This is a genomic window from Ottowia sp., from assembly GCF_035444425.1.
Classification (GTDB): Bacteria; Pseudomonadota; Gammaproteobacteria; order Burkholderiales; family Burkholderiaceae_C; genus Ottowia.
Genome location: NZ_DAOMOQ010000052.1, coordinates 1 through 19309 on the forward strand (window position 1 = coordinate 1; position 19309 = coordinate 19309).

The window sequence follows — 19309 nt, forward strand, 5'->3', positions numbered from 1 at the left end:
TCGCTCGTTCTTCAAGCATCCAAGTGTCGCCTATATTACTGACTTATGAGTAATGGAGTGCGCGCCGATATTCCGTTCGGTCTTCCTAAATGGATTGATTGCGCGCCCGATCATGTACGCCAGATGATCAATGTCATTCAGCGACACCAGGGTGCGATCGGCATTCATCGGATAAGAAAAGAGGGGGCTAGGCTTGACGCCTTCCAAGAGCAAACAGCCTTGCTTCAGGGTGCGTTTGGCCGCAGCGACGGCAGGGGGCACGCTTCGTGGGCTAAGCCTCCTAACGCCCTGAAGTCGTACTTGTTCTTTGGCTCCATTGCTATAGGCGTCGCAACGGCAGTCCGAGCGCACTGCGATCGCCTGATCAAAACAGATCCGTTTCTTGCCGAGGTAACGCATCGCCCCGTTCTCGACGCAGAGGTTGACGGCCGGGAAATGCAAACCCTGTTTGCGAATGTGCTGGCAAAGCAGTCAACGACGCCTCAGAAAACGGAGTCGCTCGGGGTTCGCTTTCTCCATTGCGCCCCTACTTATTCCGACGACATGCGAGAGCCTCTTCTTCTTATGGCGGACCATCTGGCAGGAATGGCTCAGATTGCCGGGAATCCCGGTAGCCCCCATGTCACAGCAGAAATGGCGGCTATGGTCGAAGCTGCATTTCGTGTGCTCAGCAACTCGGGAAAACTATCAATAGTCGATCGTCAATTTGATCTCTCATGGGATGAGATGCTTGGAGCCGAACTGACAGCGTTCGCGCAGCAAGCGCTCAATACGTCGGCGTGAATCTTCGAATCGCTGCCTTCGTATCGCCGCCCAGCCCAAAGCCCTTGCCGTACTTCGCCGCCAGTTCGGCGCAGCGCTGCTCGAAGGCGTCGATGCCCTGCCCGTAGATGAACTGCATGGCGCCGCCGGTCCAGCCGGGAAAGCCGATGCCGAAGATGCTGCCGATGTTGGCGTCGTGCACCGAGCTCAGCACACCTTCGGCCAGGCAGCGCGCGGTCTCGACCGACTGGCGGTAGAGCAGGCGATCCTGGATGTCCTGCACGTTCCACTCGACGCCCCGCTTTTCAAACAGCGTTTTCAGCTCGGGCCACAGACGCTTCCTCTCGCCTTTGGGATAGTCGTAGAAGCCGGCGCCGGCCGCGCGGCCGTGCCGCTTCATTTCCTTCACCATGCGCTCGACCAGCAGTTCGCCGGCGGTCGCTTCATAAGTCTTGCCCTCGGCCGCGAAGTCGGCGCGGGTCTGGTCGAGCACGTGCACCGACAGCGACAGCGCGGTTTCGTCCAGCACCGCCAGCGGGCCGACCGGCATGCCGGCCTGCACGGCGGCGTTCTCGATCACGGCGGCGGGAATGCCCTCGCCCAGCATCGCCGCGCCTTCCATCACGTAGGTACCGAAGGTGCGGCTGGTGTAGAAGCCGCGCGAATCGTTCACCACGATGGGCAGCTTGCCCAGCGCCAGCACGTAGTCGAAGGCGCGCGCCACGGTCTCGTCGTCGGTCTGGCGGCCGCGGATGATCTCGACCAGCTTCATCTTGTCGACCGGGCTGAAGAAGTGGATGCCGACGAACTTCCCGGGCCGGCTGCTGGCCTGCGCCAGGCCGCTGATCGGCAAGGTGCTGGTATTGCTGGCGAAGAAGCCGCCGGCAGCCAGCATGCCTTCCGCCTCCTTCGTCACCTGCGCTTTCAGCTCGCGGTTCTCGAACACCGCCTCGATGATGAGATCGCAGCCCTGGAGGTCGGCCACGTCGGCGGTCGGCGTGATGCGCTGCAGCAGCGCCTGCTGCTCGTGCAGGGTCATGCGGCCCTTGTCGACACGCGCCTGCGTCAGCTTGCGACTGTAGGCCTTGCCGTGCTCGGCCTTGTCCAGCGCCACGTCCTTCAGCACCGTGGCGATGCCGCGGCTGGCCTGCGCCCAGGCAATGCCGGCGCCCATCATGCCGGCACCGAGGATGCCGACCTGCTGCGGCCGGTACCGCTCCGTTCGCCCCGGGCCAGCCGAAGAGCCGGGCCGCGACTGCCCGCTCTTGATCGCGTTCAGGTTGAAGAAGAACGTGTTGATCATGTTCTTCGCCACCGGATTCACCATCAGGCTGGCGAGGTAGCGGCTCTCGATGCGCATCGCGGTGTCGAAATCCACCTGCGCGCCCTCGACCATGGCGGCCAGCGTGGCGTGCGGCGCCGGGTACAGGCCGCGCGTCTTCTGTTTGAGCATGGCAGGCGCCACCACCAGGGCGTTGGCGATCGCGGGGCTGCTCGGCGTGCCGCCGGGCATCCGGTAGCCCTTGCGGTCCCACGGGTGCTTGGCCGCATCCGGCTGGCCCTGCACCAATTCGATCCAGGCGTGCGCTGCAGGCAGCAGCCCGTCGGCGCTGCCCACCAACTCATGCACCAGCCCCAGCTCACGCGCCTCGGCGGGGTTGAACAGCTTGCTTTCCAGCACGTAGGGCTGCGCGCCCATCAGGCCCAGCAGGCGCGTCATCTTGACGATGCCACCGCCGCCCGGCAGCAGGCCGATCGTCACCTCGGGCAGGCCGAACCGGATCTTCGGATCATTCACGGCGATGCGGTGGTGGCCAACCAGCGCCAGCTCCCAGCCGCCGCCGAGCGCCGAGCCGTTGAGGCAGCTCACCACCGGCTTGCCGAGCGTCTCGAGCGTGCGGAAGTTCTTCTTTATGCGCTCGATCTCGGCGAACACCTTGGGCGCATCGGCGTCCGTCATCCGCATCACGCCCTTCAGGTCGGCGCCGGCGAAGAAGGTCTTCTTGGTCGAGGCCAGCACGATGCCCTTGATGGCGTCCTGGTCCTTGACCACCTGCTCGACCGCGGCACTGAAGTCATCCTGCCATTGCAGGCCCATGGTATTGACGGGCGAGCCCTGCTCATCGAAGGTGATGGTGGCGATGCCGTCGGTCAGCGCGTAGTGCAGGGTCTTGAGTTGCATGCTGGTCATGGATGAGAGTGGCGGTTGGCGCAGGCCGTGCTCAGACGCGCTCGACGATAGTGGCGATGCCCATGCCGCCGCCTACGCACAGCGTGGCCAGGCCGTAGCGCAGCTGGCGGCGGTGCAGTTCGTCGATCAGCGTGCCGAGGATCATGGCGCCTGTGGCACCGAGCGGATGGCCCATGGCGATGGCACCGCCGTTGACGTTGACCTTCTCGTGCGGCACCTTGAATTCCTTCATGAACTTCATCGGCACGGCGGCGAAGGCCTCGTTGACCTCGAACAGGTCGATGTCCTCGATCGCGAGGCCCGCCTTCGCCAGCGCCTTGCGCGTGGCCGGCATCGGGCCGGTGAGCATGATGGTCGGGTCGGCCCCCGAGACCGCCGCCGCGACGATGCGCGCGCGCGGCGTGAAGCCGTGCGCCCGGGCAGCGGCCTCGTTGCCAACCAGCACCGCCGCCGCGCCGTCGACGATGCCCGAGGAATTGCCGGCATGGTGCACGTGGTCGATGCGCTCGACCTGCGGGTAGCGGCTGATGGCCACCGAGTCGAAGCCCATGGCGCCGAGCTGCTCGAACGAGGGCCGCAGGCCCGCCAGCGCCTCCACCGTGGTGCGCGGCTTGATGAACTCGTCCTGATCCAGGATCGTCTGACCCAGCATGTCGAGCACCGGCACGATCGAATCCCTGAACCAGCCGGCCTCGCGCGCCCGCGCCGCGCGCTGCTGCGACTCGACGGCGAAGCGGTCGACATCCTCGCGCGAAAAGCCCTCCAGCGTGGCGATCAGGTCGGCGCCCACGCCCTGCGGCACGAAGTCGGTCGCCGAGTTGGTGGCCGGGTCCTGCGCCCAGGCGCCGCCGTCGGAGCCGATCGGCACCCGGCTCATGCTCTCGACGCCGCCGGCCACCACCAGGTCTTCCCAACCGCTCTTCACCTTGGCTGCGGCCAGGTTCACCGCCTCCAGACCCGAGGCGCAGAAGCGGTTCAACTGGACACCCGCGCATTGCCAGTCCCAGCCGGCCTTGAGCGCCGCCACCTTGGCGATCACCGAGCCCTGCTCGCCGATCGGCGAGACCACGCCCATCACCACGTCGTCGACGGCGGCGGTGTCGAGGTCGTGCCGCGCGCGCAGCGCGTCGAGCGTGCCGGCCAGCAGATCGACCGGCTTGACTTCGTGCAGGCTGCCATCCTGCTTGCCCTTGCCGCGCGGCGTGCGCACGGCGTCGAACACATAGGCTTCGGTCATCGAACGATCTCCTTGCTGCGGCGTGGCCGCGTGCTGCTTCGGTTGCGGTGCAGTATAGGTTTGCCACCGGGCGGACGCGGCGTGAAAAGCACCCGGGCTGTCCGGGCAGCGACAGCTCAGAAGCTGCCGTGCCGCCCTTCGCCGGCGGCAAAGCGCACGGCGCCCGCCAGTGCATCGGCCAGGCGCTCACGGCCGCCCTGCCATTCGCGCTGCATCGCCTCGGGTTCGGGCCAGTCCCACTGCACGAGCGCGCTCCAACGATCGGCGCGCAAGGTGGCCTGCGGGAAGGCGGCGATCTGCTCGGCCAGTTCGAGCGCCGCCGCCAGCGCCTGCCCGGCCGGCACCACGCGGTTGGCCAGGCCGATCGCCAGCGCCTCGTCGGCCAGGACCTGGCGGCCGGTGAGGATCAGGTCCAGTGCGCGGCTCTGGCCGATCAGCCGCGGCAGGCGCACCGTGCCGCCGTCGATGAGCGGCACGCCGAAGCGCCGGCAATAGACGCCGAAGTAGGCATCCTGGGCCATCACGCGCAGGTCGCACCACAGCGCCAGTTCCAGGCCGCCGGCCACGGCCGCGCCCTCGATCGCCGCGATCACCGGCTTGGACAGCCGCAGCCGCGTCGGGCCCATTGGCGCCAGTGGCTGCGGCGCGTGCGGCGGGTAATCGAGCTGCGCCAGCAGTTGCGGCAGGCTCTGCGCCGGGTCGCCGGCCAGCACGGCGCCCGCCTTCAGATCCCAGCCGGCGCAGAAATGGCTGTGGGCGCCGTGCAGCACGGCGACGCTGGCCCCAGCATCGCGTTCGAAGGCCAGAAACGCCTGATGCAAGGCCTGCGCGGTGGCGCTGTCGACGGCGTTGCGCAGCCCGGGCCGCGCCAGCGTGACCACGGTGACCGGACCGTGCTGCTCGGTACTCACGTTCATCGGCATTTCCTTTCGTTCCAACTGCCGACGCTCGCATCCGCGCGGCGCCGATCCGAGTTGCCTAGGTGACAAGCTTAGGGTTTTTCGGGGCTGCGCCGGCGCCGCGCTCTGGCTAGAGTGGCGCGTTTTGCCGGCAGTCGGCCCGGCATGAAGACAGGATGAGAACTTGCAGTTTCTGCAGTTGGTGATCAGCGGTGTCGCGCAAGGCTGTATCTACGGCCTGATCGCGCTCGGCTTCGTGCTGATCTACAAGGCCACCGAGACCGTCAGCTTCGCCCAGGGCGATCTGATGATGCTGGGCGCGTTCGGCGGCCTGGCCGGCATGACCATGCTGGGCTTTCCGTTCTGGCTGGCGGTGCTGGCGGCGATCGCGGCGATGGCCGTGTTCGGCGTGGTGGCCGAGCGCCTGGTGATCCGCCCGATCCTCGGCCAGCCGGCGTTCTCCATCGTCATGCTGACTATCGGCATCGGCTACGTGGCACGTGGCCTGATCACCATGCTGCCCGGCATCGGCACCGAGACGCACACCCTGCCGGTGCCCTACAAGAACCTCACCTGGAAGCTGGGCGAGTTGATCCTCAGCGCCGAGCAGATGGTGGTGATCGCCGCCACTGCCGTGCTGTGCGCCGGGCTGTACGCGATGTTCCGCTTCAGCAAGCTCGGCGTCGCCATGCAGGCGGCGTCGCAGAACCAGCTGGCGGCCTACTACATGGGTATCCCGGTCAAGCGGCTGAACGGCCTGGTGTGGGGCCTGGCCTCGGCGGTGGCAGCCGTCGCCGGCCTGCTGCTGGCGCCGATCACCTTCGTGCACGCCAACATGGGCTTCATCGGGCTGAAGGCGTTCCCGGCCGCGGTGGTGGGCGGCTTCGGCAGCCTGCCGGGTGCCATCGTCGGCGGCCTGATCATCGGCATCGTCGAGTCGCTGTCGGGCTTCTACCTGCCCGAGGGCTTCAAGGACATCGCCGCCTACATCGTGGTGCTGATCATGCTGATGGTCAAACCGAACGGCCTGTTCGGCGACAAGCTGACGAAGAAGGTATGACCCCCCTGAGCCGCTTCGCGTCTTCCCCCCTGAGGGGGGACGTACCCCATGGCCGGGGAAACCCCGGCCATGGGTGCACTGGCATCGCCGGCTCCGCGGCGGTCTGGCCCCTGGCGTTGACGATGTGGCCGGCCATGCGCGCCACCGGGAGCTGCTGAGATGCGCTTCATCTTCAAGACCAGCTACGAGCAGGACATCCGCCTGGCCAGGCATGGCGGGCACGTGTTCTGGTATTCGGTGCTGCTGCTGTTCATGCTGGCGGCGCCCTGGCTGCTGCCGGAGTACTGGCTGGCGCAGCTGACCTTCGTGCTGATCTACGGCGTGGTCGGCCTCGGGCTGATGCTGCTGGCCGGCTACACCGGGCAGTTCTCGCTCGGGCACGCGGCCTTCCTGGGCGTCGGCGCCTATGTGCAGGGGGCGCTGACCAACCTGGGGCTGCCGTTCCCGCTCGCCATGCTGTGCGCGGCGCTGGTGGCGGCCGCGGTCGGCGTGGTGGTCGGCCTGCCGGCGCTGCGCGTCAAGGGCATCTACCTCGGCATCGCCACGCTGGCCTTCGGCTTCATCGTCGAGGAGGTATTCGCACGCTGGGAGAGTCTCACCGGCGGCAACGCCGGCATGCACATCAAGTCGCCGGCCATGTTCGGCTGGAAGATCGATTCGGGCGCCGGTTTCTACTTCCTCTGCCTGGTCACGGTGGTGCTGGTGACGCTGGGCGTGCTGAACCTGCTGCGCACATCGACCGGGCGCGCCTTCGTCGCCATCCGCGATTCCGAGATCTCGGCGCAGAGCATGGGCATCCACCTGGCGCGCTACAAGACACTGTCGTTCGCGCTGTCGGCGGCGCTGGCCGGGCTGGGCGGCGCGCTGTACGCGCACCAGATCCAATTCCTGTCGCCGGACCAGTTCAGCATCCTGCAGTCGATCGATCTGCTGCTGATGGTGGTCATCGGCGGGCTCGGCTCGGTGCACGGCGCCTTCCTGGGCGCGGCGTTCCTGATCGCCATGCCGCAGCTGATCGCCACGGTCAAGGACTACCTGCCGGCCGCCATCGGCTACGCGCCCGGCCTGCAGGGCTTCGTCTACGGCGTGGTGCTGATCGCCTTCGTGCTGTTCGAGCCGCTCGGCCTGTACGGGCGCTGGCTCAAGGTCCGAACCTGGCTGCAGCTGTTCCCGTTCTACCGCAAGGGCATGTTCAAGCGGCAGAAGTCATTCCAGAAGTCGGACAGACTGAGATGACCCCCCTGAGTTGCTTCGCGCCTTCCCCCCTTTGCTTCGCAGGGGGGACAACGCCAGTGGCCGGTGCAAGCCCGGCCACGGCGTTCGCTGGCGTGGCCTGCTCCGCGGCCGTTCGAAGGGTGGACCCTTGGGCAACTGGGACTTTTGGATCAAACGAAACGATAGCCCCTCACCCTTGCCTGCTTCCGCGCGCGGCAGAGGGAGAAAAATCCAGGGCCGAGCGAAGCGATGGCCCGAGCGGATTTCCAGTCCCCTCTGGCCGTGCCGAGAAGCGCAGGGCGTGGGGCGGGCGCGGCAGCGAAGCATGCCGCGCTTCGTCCTCTGACTCGCTGCGGTTGTCCGAGCGGCGTGAGCGAAGCGAACAAAGCGAGTTCCGCAGCGCCGCCCCACGCCCGAGCATCGCAGGTTGCCCCGGAGCGCAGCGCAGGGGACACGGCCAGCGGGGTCGCCTTTCTTTTGCCTATTTTTCTTTGGCGAGACAAAGAAGAGTAGGTGCGCCGCCGGGCGCACATCCCGGCCAGCAGCGCCCCCAACACCACCGCGCACATCAGAAAACACAAGGATGGACGGTAAAGAAGTGACCCCCGACATCCTCCTGTCCGCCAGCAACCTGAGCGTCCGCTTCGGCGGCGTACTGGCCGTCAGCAATATCAGCTTCGATGTCCACAAGGGCGAGGTGTTCACCCTGATCGGCCCCAACGGCGCCGGCAAGACCACGGTGTTCAACCTCATCAGCCGCATCTACACCCCCACCACCGGCCATATCGACTACGCCGGCCCCGACGGGATGATCAAGCTGACAGCCCAGCCAGCGCACCGCGTCGCCAGCCTGGGGATCGCGCGCACGTTCCAGAACATCGAGCTGTTCGAGCACGCCACCGTGCTGCACAACCTGCTGATCGGCCGCCACACGCACCGCCAGACCGGCTTCTGGAGCGAGCTGTTCTTCACCCCCGCCACGCGCGCGGCCGAGCTGCGGGCGCGCGAGCGGGTCGAGCGCGTGATCGAGCTGCTCGACCTGCAGCACGCGCGCGACCTGATGGTCGCCGGCCTGCCGTACGGCGTACGCAAGGTGGTCGAGCTGGCGCGCGCGCTGTGCGCCGAGCCCAGGCTGCTGCTGCTGGACGAGCCCTCGTCCGGTCTCAACGTGGAAGAGACCGAGGACATGGCGTTCTGGATCCAGGACATCGTGCAGGAGCTGGGCGTCACGGTGCTGATGGTCGAGCACGACATGAGCCTGGTGTCGCGCGTGTCCGACCGCGTGCTGGCCATGAACCAGGGCGAGGTGCTGGCCATGGGCGCGCCGCGCGAGGTGCAGACCGACCCGGCGGTGGTCGAGGCCTACCTCGGCTCGGTCGACGACGTGGCGTCGCTGCGGAGGCAGCCGGCATGACGACCACGGCCGACACCCGGATCGCCCCCCTCGACGCCAAGGCGCCGGAGGTGATGCTCAAGCTGCTCAACGTCGAGAGCGCCTACGGGCCGATCAAGGCCATCCGCGGCGTCAGCCTGCAGGTCGAGCGAGGCCAGATCGCCACGGTGCTGGGCAGCAACGGCGCCGGCAAGAGCACCATCCTGAAGACCATCTCCGGCATCATCGACCCGCGCAAGGGCTCGATCGAGTTCAAGGGCCAGCCCATCACCGCGCGCGACCCGGCGTTCATCGTGCAGCAGGGCCTGTCGCACGTGCCCGAGGGGCGCGAGGTGTTCCCGCTGCTCTCGGTGCGCGACAACCTGCTGATGGGCGCCTACACGCGCTCCGACCGCGACGGCGTGGCGCACGACATGGAGCAGGTGTACGCCTACTTCCCGATCCTGAAGGAGCGCGCCGCGCAGGATGCCGGCCTGCTGTCGGGCGGCCAGCAGCAGATGCTGGCAATCAGCCGCGCGCTGATGGCCAAGCCCGAGCTGATCCTGCTCGACGAACCCAGCCTCGGCCTGTCACCGAAGCTGACCAAGGAGATCTTCGAGATCGTGGTGCGCATCAACCGCGAGCGCGGCACCACCATCCTGCTGGTGGAGCAGAACGCCAACATGGCGCTGAACGCGGCCGACTACGGCTACGTGCTGGAAAACGGCCGCATCGTGATGGAAGACAGCTGCGCCAGGCTGCGCGAGAAGGACGACATCAAGGAGTTCTACCTGGGCATGAAGGACGAGGGCGTGCGCGGCGAGCGGCGCTGGAAGAAGAAGAAGACCTGGCGATGAACGAATTTATCCGTCACTGCTTGAGCGCCGCCGGGCCGTCCCAAGGCGCGAGGGCCCCCTCGGGGGGCAGCGAAGCGCACGAAGTGGCGAGCGTGGGGGCTTGATGTCCAATCTTTGGGATCTTTCTCACATCCAGCCCAAGTCGGGCAGCGTACTCGACGGCGACACCATCCCGGCGATGTTCTGGAACGCCGTCGCCCAGCGCGGCAGCGCGGTCTGGCTGCGCGAGAAGCACCTGGGCATCTGGCGCAGCTGGAACTGGGCCGAGGTCGGCGAGGCCGTGCGCGAGATCGCCGGCGGGCTGATGAGCCTGGGCTTTGCCGCCGGCGACACCGCCTCGATCCTGTCCAACACGGTGCTCGAATGGGTGCTGGCCGACCTCGCCGTGCTGTCGGCCGGCGGCGTGTCCAACGGCATCTACCCGACCGACGCCGCCAGCCAGGTGCACTACCTGTGCGAGGACTCGGGCAGCAGCGTGCTGTTCGTCGAGAACGACGAGCAGCTCGACAAGGCGCTGGAAGTGCGCGAGCAGCTGCCGCTGCTGCGCAAGATCGTGGTATTCGACATGAAGGGCCTGCGCGATCTTCAGGATCCGGACGTGATCGGCCTCGATGCCTTGCGCGCGCTCGGCCGCGAGCACAACGCCCGGCACCCCGATGCCGTGCACCGGCGCGTGGCCGCCTGCCGGCCAGAAGATGTGGCAATCCTGGTCTACACCTCGGGCACCACCGGCAAGCCCAAGGGCGCCATGCACACGCATGCCGGCCTGACCTACACCGTGCGCGGCTTCAACACGCTGATCGCCCGCGACGAGAACGACGAAGGCATGTGCTTCCTGCCGCTGTGCCACATCGCCGAGCGCATGGGCGGCGAGTACTTCTCGCTCTACACCGGCGCCCGGCTCAACTTCGTCGAGAACCCCGACACCGTGCCCGAGAACGTGCGCGAGATCGCGCCCACGGTGTTCACCGCGGTGCCGCGCGTGTGGGAGAAGTTCTATTCGGGCGTGATGATCGCGCTGAAGGAAGGCACCAGGCTGCAGCAGGCGGTGTACGGCTGGGGCATCGGCGTCGGCCACCGCATCGCCGAGCTGGTGATGGCCGGCCAGCCGGTGCCGGGCGCGCTGAAGCTGAAGTTCCGGCTGGCGCGCTGGCTGGCGCTGGACAACGTGCGCAAGCTGATCGGCATCCACCGGGCGCGCTTCCTGGTCACCGGCGCGGCGCCGATCTCGCCCGAACTGGTCAAGTGGTACCTGTCGCTGGGCGTGCCGATGCTGGAGGTCTGGGGCATGACCGAGACCTGCGGTGCCTCCACCGGCGTGCCGATCGACCGCATCAAGCCCGGCTCGATCGGCCCGGCGGCCAGCTTCAACCAGATGCGGCTCGACCCCACGACCGGCGAGTTGCAGGTCAAGGGCCCGAACCTGTTCGCCGGCTACCTGAACCTGCCGGAGAAGACCGCCGAGACCTTCACCGCCGACGGCTGGCTGCGCACCGGCGACGTCGGCACCGTGGACGCCGACGGCTTCTACCGCATCACCGACCGCATGAAGGACATCATCATCACGGCCGGCGGCAAGAACGTGACGCCGAGCGAGATCGAGAACGAGCTGAAGTTCAGCCCGTACATCACCGATGCGGTGGTGATCGGCGACCAGAAACCCTACCTGGTGGTGATCATCATGATCGATCAGGAGAACGTCGAGAAGTACGCGCAGGACCACGACGTGCCGTTCTCCAACTACGCCAGCCTGACGCGCGCGCCAGAGGTGCAGGCGCTGATCCAGGGCGTGATCGACGAAGTCAACCAGAAGTTTGCGCGCGTCGAGCAGATCAAGAAGTTCTTCCTGCTCGACACCCAACTCACGGCCGAGGACGAGGAGCTGACCCCCACCATGAAGCTCAAGCGCAAGCTGGTGCAGACCAAGTACGCGCCGCAGATCGAGGCCATGTACCGTGGCTAAGTCACCAGTTGTCAGGGTAATCACTGCGGCCGATGGCCGAACCCTTTGCCCACAATCGATTTCGAACCCCTGTCCGGCATCCGCCCCATCCCAACGGTTCATTTGAAGGAGACCTCATGCAACTGAAGCACGCTCTCGCCGCCCTGGCCTGCACCCTGGCCGCCAGCAGTCCGGCACTCGCGCAATCCCAGGGCGTGGGCAAGGACACGCTCACCATCGGCACCATCCAGGACCTGTCGGGTCCGCTGGCCGGCTTCGGCAAGCAGCTGCGCATGGGCATGCAGCTGCGCGTTGACGAGATCAACGAGCAGGGCGGCATCAACGGCCGCAAGCTGGTGCTGAAGGTCGAGGACTCGGGCTACGACCCCAAGCGCGCCGTGCTGGCGGCGCAGAAGCTGGTCAACCAGGACAAGATCTTCGCCATGGTCGGCCACATCGGCACGGCGCAGAACGTCGCCACCTTCCCGGTGCTGTTCGACAAGAACGTGATCAACTTCTACCCGGTGACGGCCGCGCGCGAGATGTACGAGCCACTGCACCGGCTGAAATTCGCCTTCGCCGCCACCTACTACGACCAGATCCGGCTCGGCGCGCCCAAGCTGTTCAAGGAAAAAGGCGCCAAGAAGGCCTGCGCGATCTACCAGGATGACGAGTTCGGCCTGGAGGTGCTGCGCGGCGCCGAGACCGGCCTGAAGACCATCGGCGTCGAGCTGGCCGAGAAGACCAGCTTCAAGCGCGGCGCCACCGACTTCTCGTCGCAGGTGGCGCGCATGAAGGCCGCCAACTGCGACTTCGTGGTGCTGGGCACCGTCATCCGCGAGACCATCGGCACCATCGGCGAGTCGCGCAAGACCGGCTTCAACCCGACCTTCCTGGGCTCCAGCGCCGCCTACACCGACCTGATCCACAAGCTCGGCGGCAAGGCCATGGACGGCCTGTACGCCATGATGACGGTGCAGAACCCCTACCTCGACGAGGCCTCGCAGCCGATCCGCTTCTGGGCCAACAAGTACAAGACCAAGTACAACGAGGATCCGGCGGTGTTCTCGGTCTACGGCTACGGCGCCATCGACGCCTTCATCCAGGTGGCGCAGAAGGCCGGCGCCAACCTGAGCACCGACAGCTTCGTCAAGACCATGGACAGCATGACCTTCCCGCCCGACATGTTCGGCAGCGCCGAGATGACCTTCAGCCCGACCAAGCGCCTGGGCAACAACTCCTCGCGCATGTCGCAGATCCAGGACGGCAAGTGGAAGGTGGTGTCCGAGTACCTGAAGTGAGCGCCCTGCGCATGATCCGAAAGGCCGCCGGCGGGCGGCCTTTTTCATGCCGCGGCAGCGGCGGGATCAGCCGACCTCAGCGCGCCATGCCGGCCTGGGCCGCGGCGGCGATCATCGGCGTCAGATGGCCCTGGGCGCCGCCATCGCAGGCGATCACCGCGCCCGAGATGTAGCTGGCCGCGTCCGAGCCGAGGAACATCGCCAGCTGCGCGATCTCCTCCGGCGTGCCCATGCGGCCCAGCGGCACCATGGCGCGCACCAGTTCGTCGCCCTGCTTGCCCTGCGGCGCCAGCCGCCGCATGCCCTCGGTGCCGGCGATCGGGCCGGGCGAGATCGCGTTCACGCGCACGCCGGCGGCGCCCCATTCGAGCGCCAGCACGCGGGCGAAATGATCGACACCGGCCTTGGCCGCGCACACATGGGCCTGGTAGGGCATCGGCACCGTGGACTGCGGCGCGCTGATGAAGATCAGGCTGGCGCCGGGCTTGCGCAAATGCTCGTAGGCGTGGCGTGCGACGTGGAAGCTGCCCTGCAGGTCGATGTCGACCACCACCTTGAAGGCGTTGGACGACATGCTGTTGACCTCGGCCAGGAAGTTGCCCGCAGCGCCGGACACCAGCACGTCGATCTCGCCGTGGCGCGCGCGTGACGTGGCCAATGCCGCCGCCACGGCGGCATCGTCGCGCACGTCGGCCACCAGGCCCAGCGCCCGGGCACCCAGCGTGGCCAGGGCGAAATCCACGTTCTCCTGCTTGCGGCTGGCGACACTGATGCGGGCGCCGGCACCGGCGAAGGCCTGCGCGATGCCCAGGTTGATGCCGGTGGTGCCACCGAAGACGAAGACATGGCGGTCGTGGAAGTCGAACTGGACATTCATGGATGAGGTGCTCCGGAATCAGGCGTCCATTTTGGGCATTGTGTTGCCATCAACGCAACAGGGGCGATTGGTGCCCGCTGCGAACTCGGCCATCAGCGCGACCTCGGATCGCTCGATTGCCTTGGCCACCTTGGTGCTGACGATCTTCTCGGTGACTTCGTTGCGGCTCATCGGTGCCTCCTTGGCGTCCTCAGGGGACTTGCGCGGGTCCCAGGGCAAGGTCGGCAATAGGGGCGCCACGTCACACCTTGGCCTGGAATGTCCGCATGGACTGCTGCGCGAGGACTCCCGGCAGGTCGGTGATGACCCTCATGGGACATCGGCGCAAACGACGTAGCATCCGCACCATGAACTCACTGACCACCGCCCTCAAGTCCGAGATCGCCCGCGTGGCTCGCAAGGAGCTCAAGGGCGAGTTGCTTGCGCTGCGGAAGACGGCCACCGCCCATCGCTCGGAGATCGCGGCGCTCAAGCGCGAGATCAGGGCGCTGCAGTCGCAACTGAAGGCGAACCGGCGAACCCTGGACAAGTTGCCCGCATCGGCGCCAGCGCCAGCGTCGGACGAGCCGGCGGAGCGCAAGCTGCGCTTCAGCGCCGAGGCCTTCGCCGCGCAGCGCGCGCGGCTGGGCCTGACCCAGGTGCAAATGGCCCGCTTGCTGGGTGCTTCCGCGCTGTCGGTCTACAAGTGGGAAACCGGCAAGGTGCATCCGCGCGCCGCGCAACTCGAGCGCATCGCCGCCGTCCGCAAGCTCGGCAAGCGCGAGGTGGCCGCGCGCCTGGCCGAAGCCTGAGCTTCTCCGATCGATGGCACGCAGGCGCCGAGCTCGCGCCTATGGGTTCTGTCGCAGCCAGGCCCGCTGCGCACCCAGCACGTCCTCGGCGCTGCGGCCTACCAGGTCCGCATAGACCTGCGGCGCCGTCGCCCCTTCGGTGCTGATCAGAAGCACGCTGGATGAGGCGTCCAGCCCGATCGCCTGGCGCAGCGCCTCATCGTCCACCAGCTGCTGCAGCGCCGCCATGCCCGCCGCACCCGACTCACCGCTGACGATCGGCATGTCGCCAGCCCGGCCCTCGGCCAGCACGCGCATGGCCCCGATCGCCTGGGCGTCGGTCACGGTCATGAACAGGTCCACCACCGGCGCCATGAAGCGCCAGGCCAGCGGTGAGGTGGCGCCGCACGCCAGCCCCGCCATCACCGAATCGACCCCGCCGGTCGCCGCGGCTGGCCGGTCCGCCAGCGCACTCTGGTACAGGCAGTCGGCCTGCTCGGGCTCGACCACGATGAAGCGCGGCCGCTCGGCACCGTAGCGCTGCCAGAAATAGCTGACGACACCCGCCACCAGCCCACCCACGCCGCCTTGCAGGATGACGTGGCTGCAGGGGCAAGGGGCGCCGGCCGCGACCCCGTCCAGCAGTTCGTCCACCAGGATGGCGTAGCCCTGCATGACGTCGCGCGGGATGTCCTCGTAGCCGTCGTAGGAGGTGTCGGACACCACGTGCCAGCCGTGCTGCTCGGCCAGACGCGCCGCCTCCAGCACCGAATCGTCGTAGTTGCCGGCGATGCGGACGATCTCGGCGTCGAAGGCGGCGATCGCGTCCTCGCGCTCCTGGCTCACGTGGGCGTGCAGCACGATCACGCAGCGGCAGCCCATGCTCTGCGCCGCCGCGGCCAGGGCCCGGCCGTGGTTGCCGTCGGTGGCGGCGATGACGACGAAATCGCGCAGCGCATCGGCGTGCCGGCCGGCGAACAGCTCGGCGGCGCTCCAGGTCCGATCGGGATGGCGGCGCAGCACCAGCCGCGCCAGCGCCAGCGGCGCCCCCAGCACCTTGAAGCTCGCCAGCGCAGAACGCTTCGACTCGTCCTTGACCAGGATCTGGCCGAGGCGCCACTGGCGGGCCAGCGCCGGCAGCGACCAGACCGGCGTCGGGCCGGGCGCGAGACGCGACCACGTCGCCAGCCAGGCGCGGGCCTGCTGCGCGGCCTCGATGTTCATGAGGGCACGCAGGTCGGCGTCGTAGGACCGGCGCGCGGCCAGGGGGTTCAGATGGTGCATGAAGGCCTCGAGTTGCAGGTCAGCGAGCAAGTACGGGATCAGGCCTGATCGTAAGCGGTCTGGCCGGGCAGCACGCCCGCCCGGCGCGGTGCGCCGAACCAGCGCACGAGCGGCTCAGTCCAGGCCCTTGCCCATGGCGGTGCCCATCCTCACCACGCCGCCCGGAGCCCAGTCCGGGTTGAACCGGAGCGTGCCCCTGGGCCACAGCAGCACCACGGTGGAGCCGAGCAGGAAGCGGCCCATCTCGTCGCCCTGCTTCAGCTCGACACCCTGGTTCTCGTAGCTCCAGCGCCTGATCTCGCCGCTGCGCGGCGGGTTGACCACGCCATGCCACACGGTCGCCATGCTGCCGACGATGGTGGCGCCGACCAGCACCAGCACGAAGGGCCCGCGCGCGGTATCGAACTCGCACACCACGCGCTCGTTGCGCGCGAACAGGCCGGGCACGCCGCGCGCGGTGGTCGGGTTCACGCTGAACAGTTCGCCCGGCACATAGACCATGCGCAGCAGGCGGCCGGCGCAGGGCATGTGGATGCGGTGGTAGTCCTTCGGGCTCAGGTACAGGGTGGCGAACTGGCCGTGCTCGAACCCGGCCGCCAGCGCGGCGTCGCCGGCCAGCAGCGCCCGTGTGGAGTACGAGTGGCCCTTGGCCTGGAAGATCTGCCCGCGCTCGATGGCGCCGAACTGGCTGATGGCGCCATCCACCGGACAGACGTAGTCGGCCGGCGCCAACGGGCGCGCACCTTCGCGCAGCGGGCGGGTGAAGAAGTCGTTGAAGCTGGCGTAGCTGGCGATGTCGGGGTTGGCGGCCTCGCTCATGTCGACGCCGTAGCGCGCCACGAAGCGGCGGATGGCCGCGTGCGTGACGTCGCCCAGCCGCGCGCCGGCGAAGCGGCCCGCCAGCTGGGTGACGAGCTTCTTGGGCAGCAGGTACTGCGGCAGGACGGCCAGGCGATCGGAGGGCATGCGGCGATTCTAGGGACGACGGCCGTTCGCACGAGCGCGGCACTCCCGGACGTCAAGCCATTGCTTGCTGCACGCGCTTCGTTCGCTCTTTGCCGCCGGTTGTCGGGCTGTGCCGCGATCCGGCAGCGCCTACTCGGGCTGCCCCACCGTCAGCGCAATCTCGCCAATGCCATCGATGCCACCCGTGAGCACGTCGCCCGGCTGCACCGCACCGACGCCCTCGGGCGTGCCGGTGTAGATCAGGTCGCCCGGCCGCAGGTGGTAGTAGTGCGACAGGTTGGCGACGATTTCCGGCACGCTCCAGATCAGTTCCTTGATGTCGCTGTCCTGCCTGGGCTGGCCGTTGACCGCCAGGTGGATGCGGCCCTGCGCCGGATGGCCGATGGCGCTGGCCGGTACCAGCTCGGAGATGACGGCGGCATCCTCGAAGTCCTTGCCGAAGTCCCAGGGCCGGCCCATCTGCTTGGCGCTGTTCTGCAGATCGCGCCGCGTCATGTCGAGCCCGCAGGCGTAGCCCCACACGCAGTCGAGCGCCTGCCCGGGCGCGACGCGGAACGCCGGCTGGCCGATCGCCAGCACCAGCTCCATCTCGTGGTGCAGGTTGCTGGTGCCCAGCGCATAGGGCACGGTGGCGCCGCTCGGCACCAGGTGCGCGGGCGTCTTGTTGAAGTAGAACGGCGGCTCGCGCTCGGGGTCGGCGCCCATCTCGCGCGCGTGCGCCGCGTAGTTGCGGCCGACGCAGAAGATGCGGCTGACGGCATAGCGCTGCGTGCTGCCGCGCACCGGCACGGCGGCCTGCGGGGCAGGCGGGAGAACATAGTGGTCCATCGCGAAATCCTTGGCCAAAGGAAAAGCCGCAGTGTATGTCTGTGTGCGGTGGCAGCCGCGAATAGCGGGACTGGCATGACGGGCAGATGATCTTTCGCGGCTGCCGCCGCTCCCACACCCGGATCGAACCAGCGCCAGCCGCCGGGCACAATGACGGCCGCATGAACGCCAGCGCCCCGCTCCTGCTCGACGTGCGCGAGCTCGCCAAGTCCTACGGCGGCGAGCGCGTGGTCGATGGCGTGTCGTTCACCATTTCGCCGGGGGAATGCCTGGGGGTGATCGGTCCCAACGGCGCCGGCAAGACGACCACCATCCGCATGTGCCTGGGCCTCACCGGGTCGGACGCCGGCACCATCCGCTACTTCACCCGCGCCGACGGCAGCGCGCTGGAGATGCCGCGCGACGCGCTCGCCATCAAGGCGCGGCTGGGCGTGGTGGCGCAGTTCGACTCGCTCGACCCGGACTTCGACTGCGCCGAGAACCTCTACGTCTTCGGCCGCTACTTCGGCCTCACGCGCGCCGACATGGCCGGGCGCGTGCCGCAGCTGCTCGACTTCGCCGCGCTGGCGCACAAGGCCGGCGCCAGGCCGGCCGAGCTGTCGGGCGGCATGAAGCGGCGCCTGTCGCTGGCGCGCGCGCTGATCAACAACCCCGACCTGCTGCTGCTCGACGAGCCGACCACCGGCCTCGACCCGCAGGCGCGCCACCTGATGTGGGAGCGGCTGCAGAAGCTGCTGGCCGAAGGCAAGGCCATCCTGCTGACGACCCACTTCATGGACGAGGCCGAGCGCCTGTGCCACCGCCTGCTGGTGCTCGACCACGGCCGCAAGATCGCCGAGGGCCGCCCACGTGAGCTGATCGCCGAGCACCTGGAGCCGGAAGTGATCGAGGTCTACGGCCAGCACGCGCTGGCCCTGGCCGACGACCTGGCCACGTACGCCGACCGGGTGGAGAAAAGCGGCGAAACCGTGTTCTTCTACACGCGCGAGGCCCGGCCGATCATCCGCGCGCTGGTGGCCTACCCGCAGCTGCGCACCCTGCACCGCCCGGCCAACCTGGAAGACCTGTTCCTCAAGCTGACCGGCCGGCAGATCCGCGAAGATGGATGATCGGTCTGTCGCACCTGCACCGTCTATGAGCACCGCCACCATCGAATCCGCGCCGACACCCGCCACGCCGCCCGCCTCGGTCTGGGCGCCGCCGCGCCTGTCGATGCGCTGGTGGCCGGTGTTCCAGCGCAACCTCCTGGTCTGGCGCAAGCTGGCGCTGCCCAGCCTGCTGGCCAACATCGGCGAGCCGCTGCTGTGGCTGGTGGCATTCGGCTACGGCCTGGGCGCCATGGTGGGCCGCGTGCCGACGCACGGCCAGGAGGTGCCCTACATCCTGTTCCTGGCCAGCGGCAGCATCTGCATGAGCGCCATGAACGCGGCCAGCTTCGAGGCGCTGTACTCGGCGTTCTCGCGCATGCACGTGCAGAAGACCTGGGACGGCATCATGAACACGCCGGTGCAGCTCGACGACGTGGTGCTGGCCGAGATGCTGTGGGCCGGCTTCAAGGCGCTGTTCGCGGTGATCGCCATCCTCGGCGTGATGATGGCGCTGAAGATCAGCCTGTCCCCGAAGCTGATCCTGGTGCCGCCGATCCTGCTGGTGGCCGGCGTGACGTTTGCCAGCATGGCGCTGGTGTTCAACGCCAAGGCCCAGGGCTACGACTTCTTCACCTACTACTTCGCGGTGCTGCTGTCGCC

Annotated in this window: 18 protein-coding genes; 10 read left to right on the forward strand and 8 right to left on the reverse strand. The window is 67.9% G+C overall.

What is annotated here, in order from left to right:
- The first annotated feature begins 45 nt into the window (after positions 1–45).
- Entirely contained in the window at positions 46–783 is a 738-nt protein-coding gene (locus tag PK606_RS14480) for a hypothetical protein (protein ID WP_324564977.1), read from the forward strand.
- Here PK606_RS14480 and PK606_RS14485 read toward each other — a convergent pair.
- From PK606_RS14485 to PK606_RS14495, 3 genes are all read right to left on the reverse strand, one after another.
- Positions 767–2953, reverse strand: coding sequence for a 3-hydroxyacyl-CoA dehydrogenase NAD-binding domain-containing protein (locus tag PK606_RS14485; RefSeq protein WP_324564978.1), 2187 nt, complete (start codon positions 2951–2953; stop codon positions 767–769). The two genes, PK606_RS14480 and PK606_RS14485, sit on opposite strands and share 17 nt — an antisense overlap.
- Before the next feature lie 31 nt (positions 2954–2984).
- On the reverse strand, positions 2985–4190 hold the full coding sequence (locus PK606_RS14490; RefSeq protein ID WP_324564979.1) for an acetyl-CoA C-acetyltransferase: 1206 nt from the start codon (positions 4188–4190) through the stop codon (positions 2985–2987).
- 116 nt (positions 4191–4306) lie between these two features.
- Positions 4307–5107, reverse strand: a complete 801-nt coding sequence (locus tag PK606_RS14495) for a crotonase/enoyl-CoA hydratase family protein (protein ID WP_324564980.1) — start codon at positions 5105–5107, stop codon at positions 4307–4309.
- A gap of 166 nt (positions 5108–5273) precedes the next feature.
- On the opposite strand from PK606_RS14495, the gene PK606_RS14500 reads away from it, so the two are divergent.
- From PK606_RS14500 to PK606_RS14525, 6 genes are all read left to right on the forward strand, one after another.
- Positions 5274–6149 (forward strand): branched-chain amino acid ABC transporter permease, encoded by an 876-nt coding sequence (locus tag PK606_RS14500; RefSeq protein WP_324564982.1) that lies wholly within the window; start codon positions 5274–5276, stop codon positions 6147–6149.
- A 159-nt stretch (positions 6150–6308) separates the two neighbouring features.
- Positions 6309–7385, forward strand: a complete 1077-nt coding sequence (locus PK606_RS14505) for a branched-chain amino acid ABC transporter permease (protein WP_324564984.1) — start codon at positions 6309–6311, stop codon at positions 7383–7385.
- Between the two features lie 562 nt (positions 7386–7947).
- Entirely contained in the window at positions 7948–8778 is an 831-nt protein-coding gene (locus tag PK606_RS14510; RefSeq protein WP_324564985.1) for an ABC transporter ATP-binding protein, read from the forward strand.
- Positions 8775–9593 carry an ABC transporter ATP-binding protein gene (locus PK606_RS14515; protein ID WP_324564986.1) on the forward strand — a complete coding sequence of 273 codons (819 nt, stop codon included), beginning with the start codon at positions 8775–8777 and terminating at the stop codon, positions 9591–9593. Before PK606_RS14510 ends, PK606_RS14515 begins: the two co-directional genes overlap by 4 nt.
- A 103-nt stretch (positions 9594–9696) precedes the next feature.
- The gene (locus PK606_RS14520) at positions 9697–11556 is read left to right on the forward strand and encodes an AMP-dependent synthetase/ligase (protein WP_324564987.1); all 1860 of its coding nucleotides are present in this window, start codon (positions 9697–9699) and stop codon (positions 11554–11556) included.
- 116 nt (positions 11557–11672) lie between these two features.
- The gene (locus PK606_RS14525; RefSeq protein WP_324564989.1) at positions 11673–12836 is read left to right on the forward strand and encodes an ABC transporter substrate-binding protein; all 1164 of its coding nucleotides are present in this window, start codon (positions 11673–11675) and stop codon (positions 12834–12836) included.
- Between the two features lie 76 nt (positions 12837–12912).
- Here the strand turns inward: PK606_RS14525 and PK606_RS14530 are convergent, their stop codons facing one another.
- Complete coding sequence (locus PK606_RS14530; protein WP_324564990.1) at positions 12913–13713, reverse strand: SDR family oxidoreductase; 801 nt, start codon at positions 13711–13713, stop codon at positions 12913–12915.
- 18 nt (positions 13714–13731) lie between these two features.
- Complete coding sequence (locus PK606_RS14535) at positions 13732–13884, reverse strand: hypothetical protein (protein WP_324564991.1); 153 nt, start codon at positions 13882–13884, stop codon at positions 13732–13734.
- A 176-nt stretch (positions 13885–14060) separates the two neighbouring features.
- Here PK606_RS14535 and PK606_RS14540 point away from each other — a divergent pair, with 176 nt between their 5' ends.
- Entirely contained in the window at positions 14061–14504 is a 444-nt protein-coding gene (locus tag PK606_RS14540) for a helix-turn-helix domain-containing protein (RefSeq protein ID WP_324564992.1), read from the forward strand.
- A gap of 39 nt (positions 14505–14543) precedes the next feature.
- Here PK606_RS14540 and PK606_RS14545 read toward each other — a convergent pair whose 3' ends face one another.
- The 3 genes from PK606_RS14545 to PK606_RS14555 form a co-directional block, all read right to left on the reverse strand.
- Entirely contained in the window at positions 14544–15767 is a 1224-nt protein-coding gene (locus tag PK606_RS14545) for a diaminopropionate ammonia-lyase (protein WP_324564998.1), read from the reverse strand.
- A 114-nt stretch (positions 15768–15881) separates the two neighbouring features.
- The gene (asd, locus tag PK606_RS14550; protein ID WP_324564993.1) at positions 15882–16733 is read right to left on the reverse strand and encodes an archaetidylserine decarboxylase; all 852 of its coding nucleotides are present in this window, start codon (positions 16731–16733) and stop codon (positions 15882–15884) included.
- 129 nt (positions 16734–16862) lie between these two features.
- A complete protein-coding gene (locus tag PK606_RS14555; protein ID WP_324564994.1) occupies positions 16863–17561 on the reverse strand; it encodes a fumarylacetoacetate hydrolase family protein in 699 nt (232 codons plus the stop codon).
- Positions 17562–17722: 161 nt separating this feature from the next.
- On the opposite strand from PK606_RS14555, the gene PK606_RS14560 reads away from it, so the two are divergent.
- Both PK606_RS14560 and PK606_RS14565 read left to right on the forward strand, forming a co-directional pair.
- A complete protein-coding gene (locus tag PK606_RS14560; RefSeq protein WP_324564995.1) occupies positions 17723–18670 on the forward strand; it encodes an ATP-binding cassette domain-containing protein in 948 nt (315 codons plus the stop codon).
- Positions 18671–18695: 25 nt separating this feature from the next.
- Positions 18696–19309, forward strand: a 614-nt coding sequence (locus PK606_RS14565; protein WP_324564997.1) for an ABC-2 transporter permease, incomplete at its 3' end; no start/stop codon positions are given.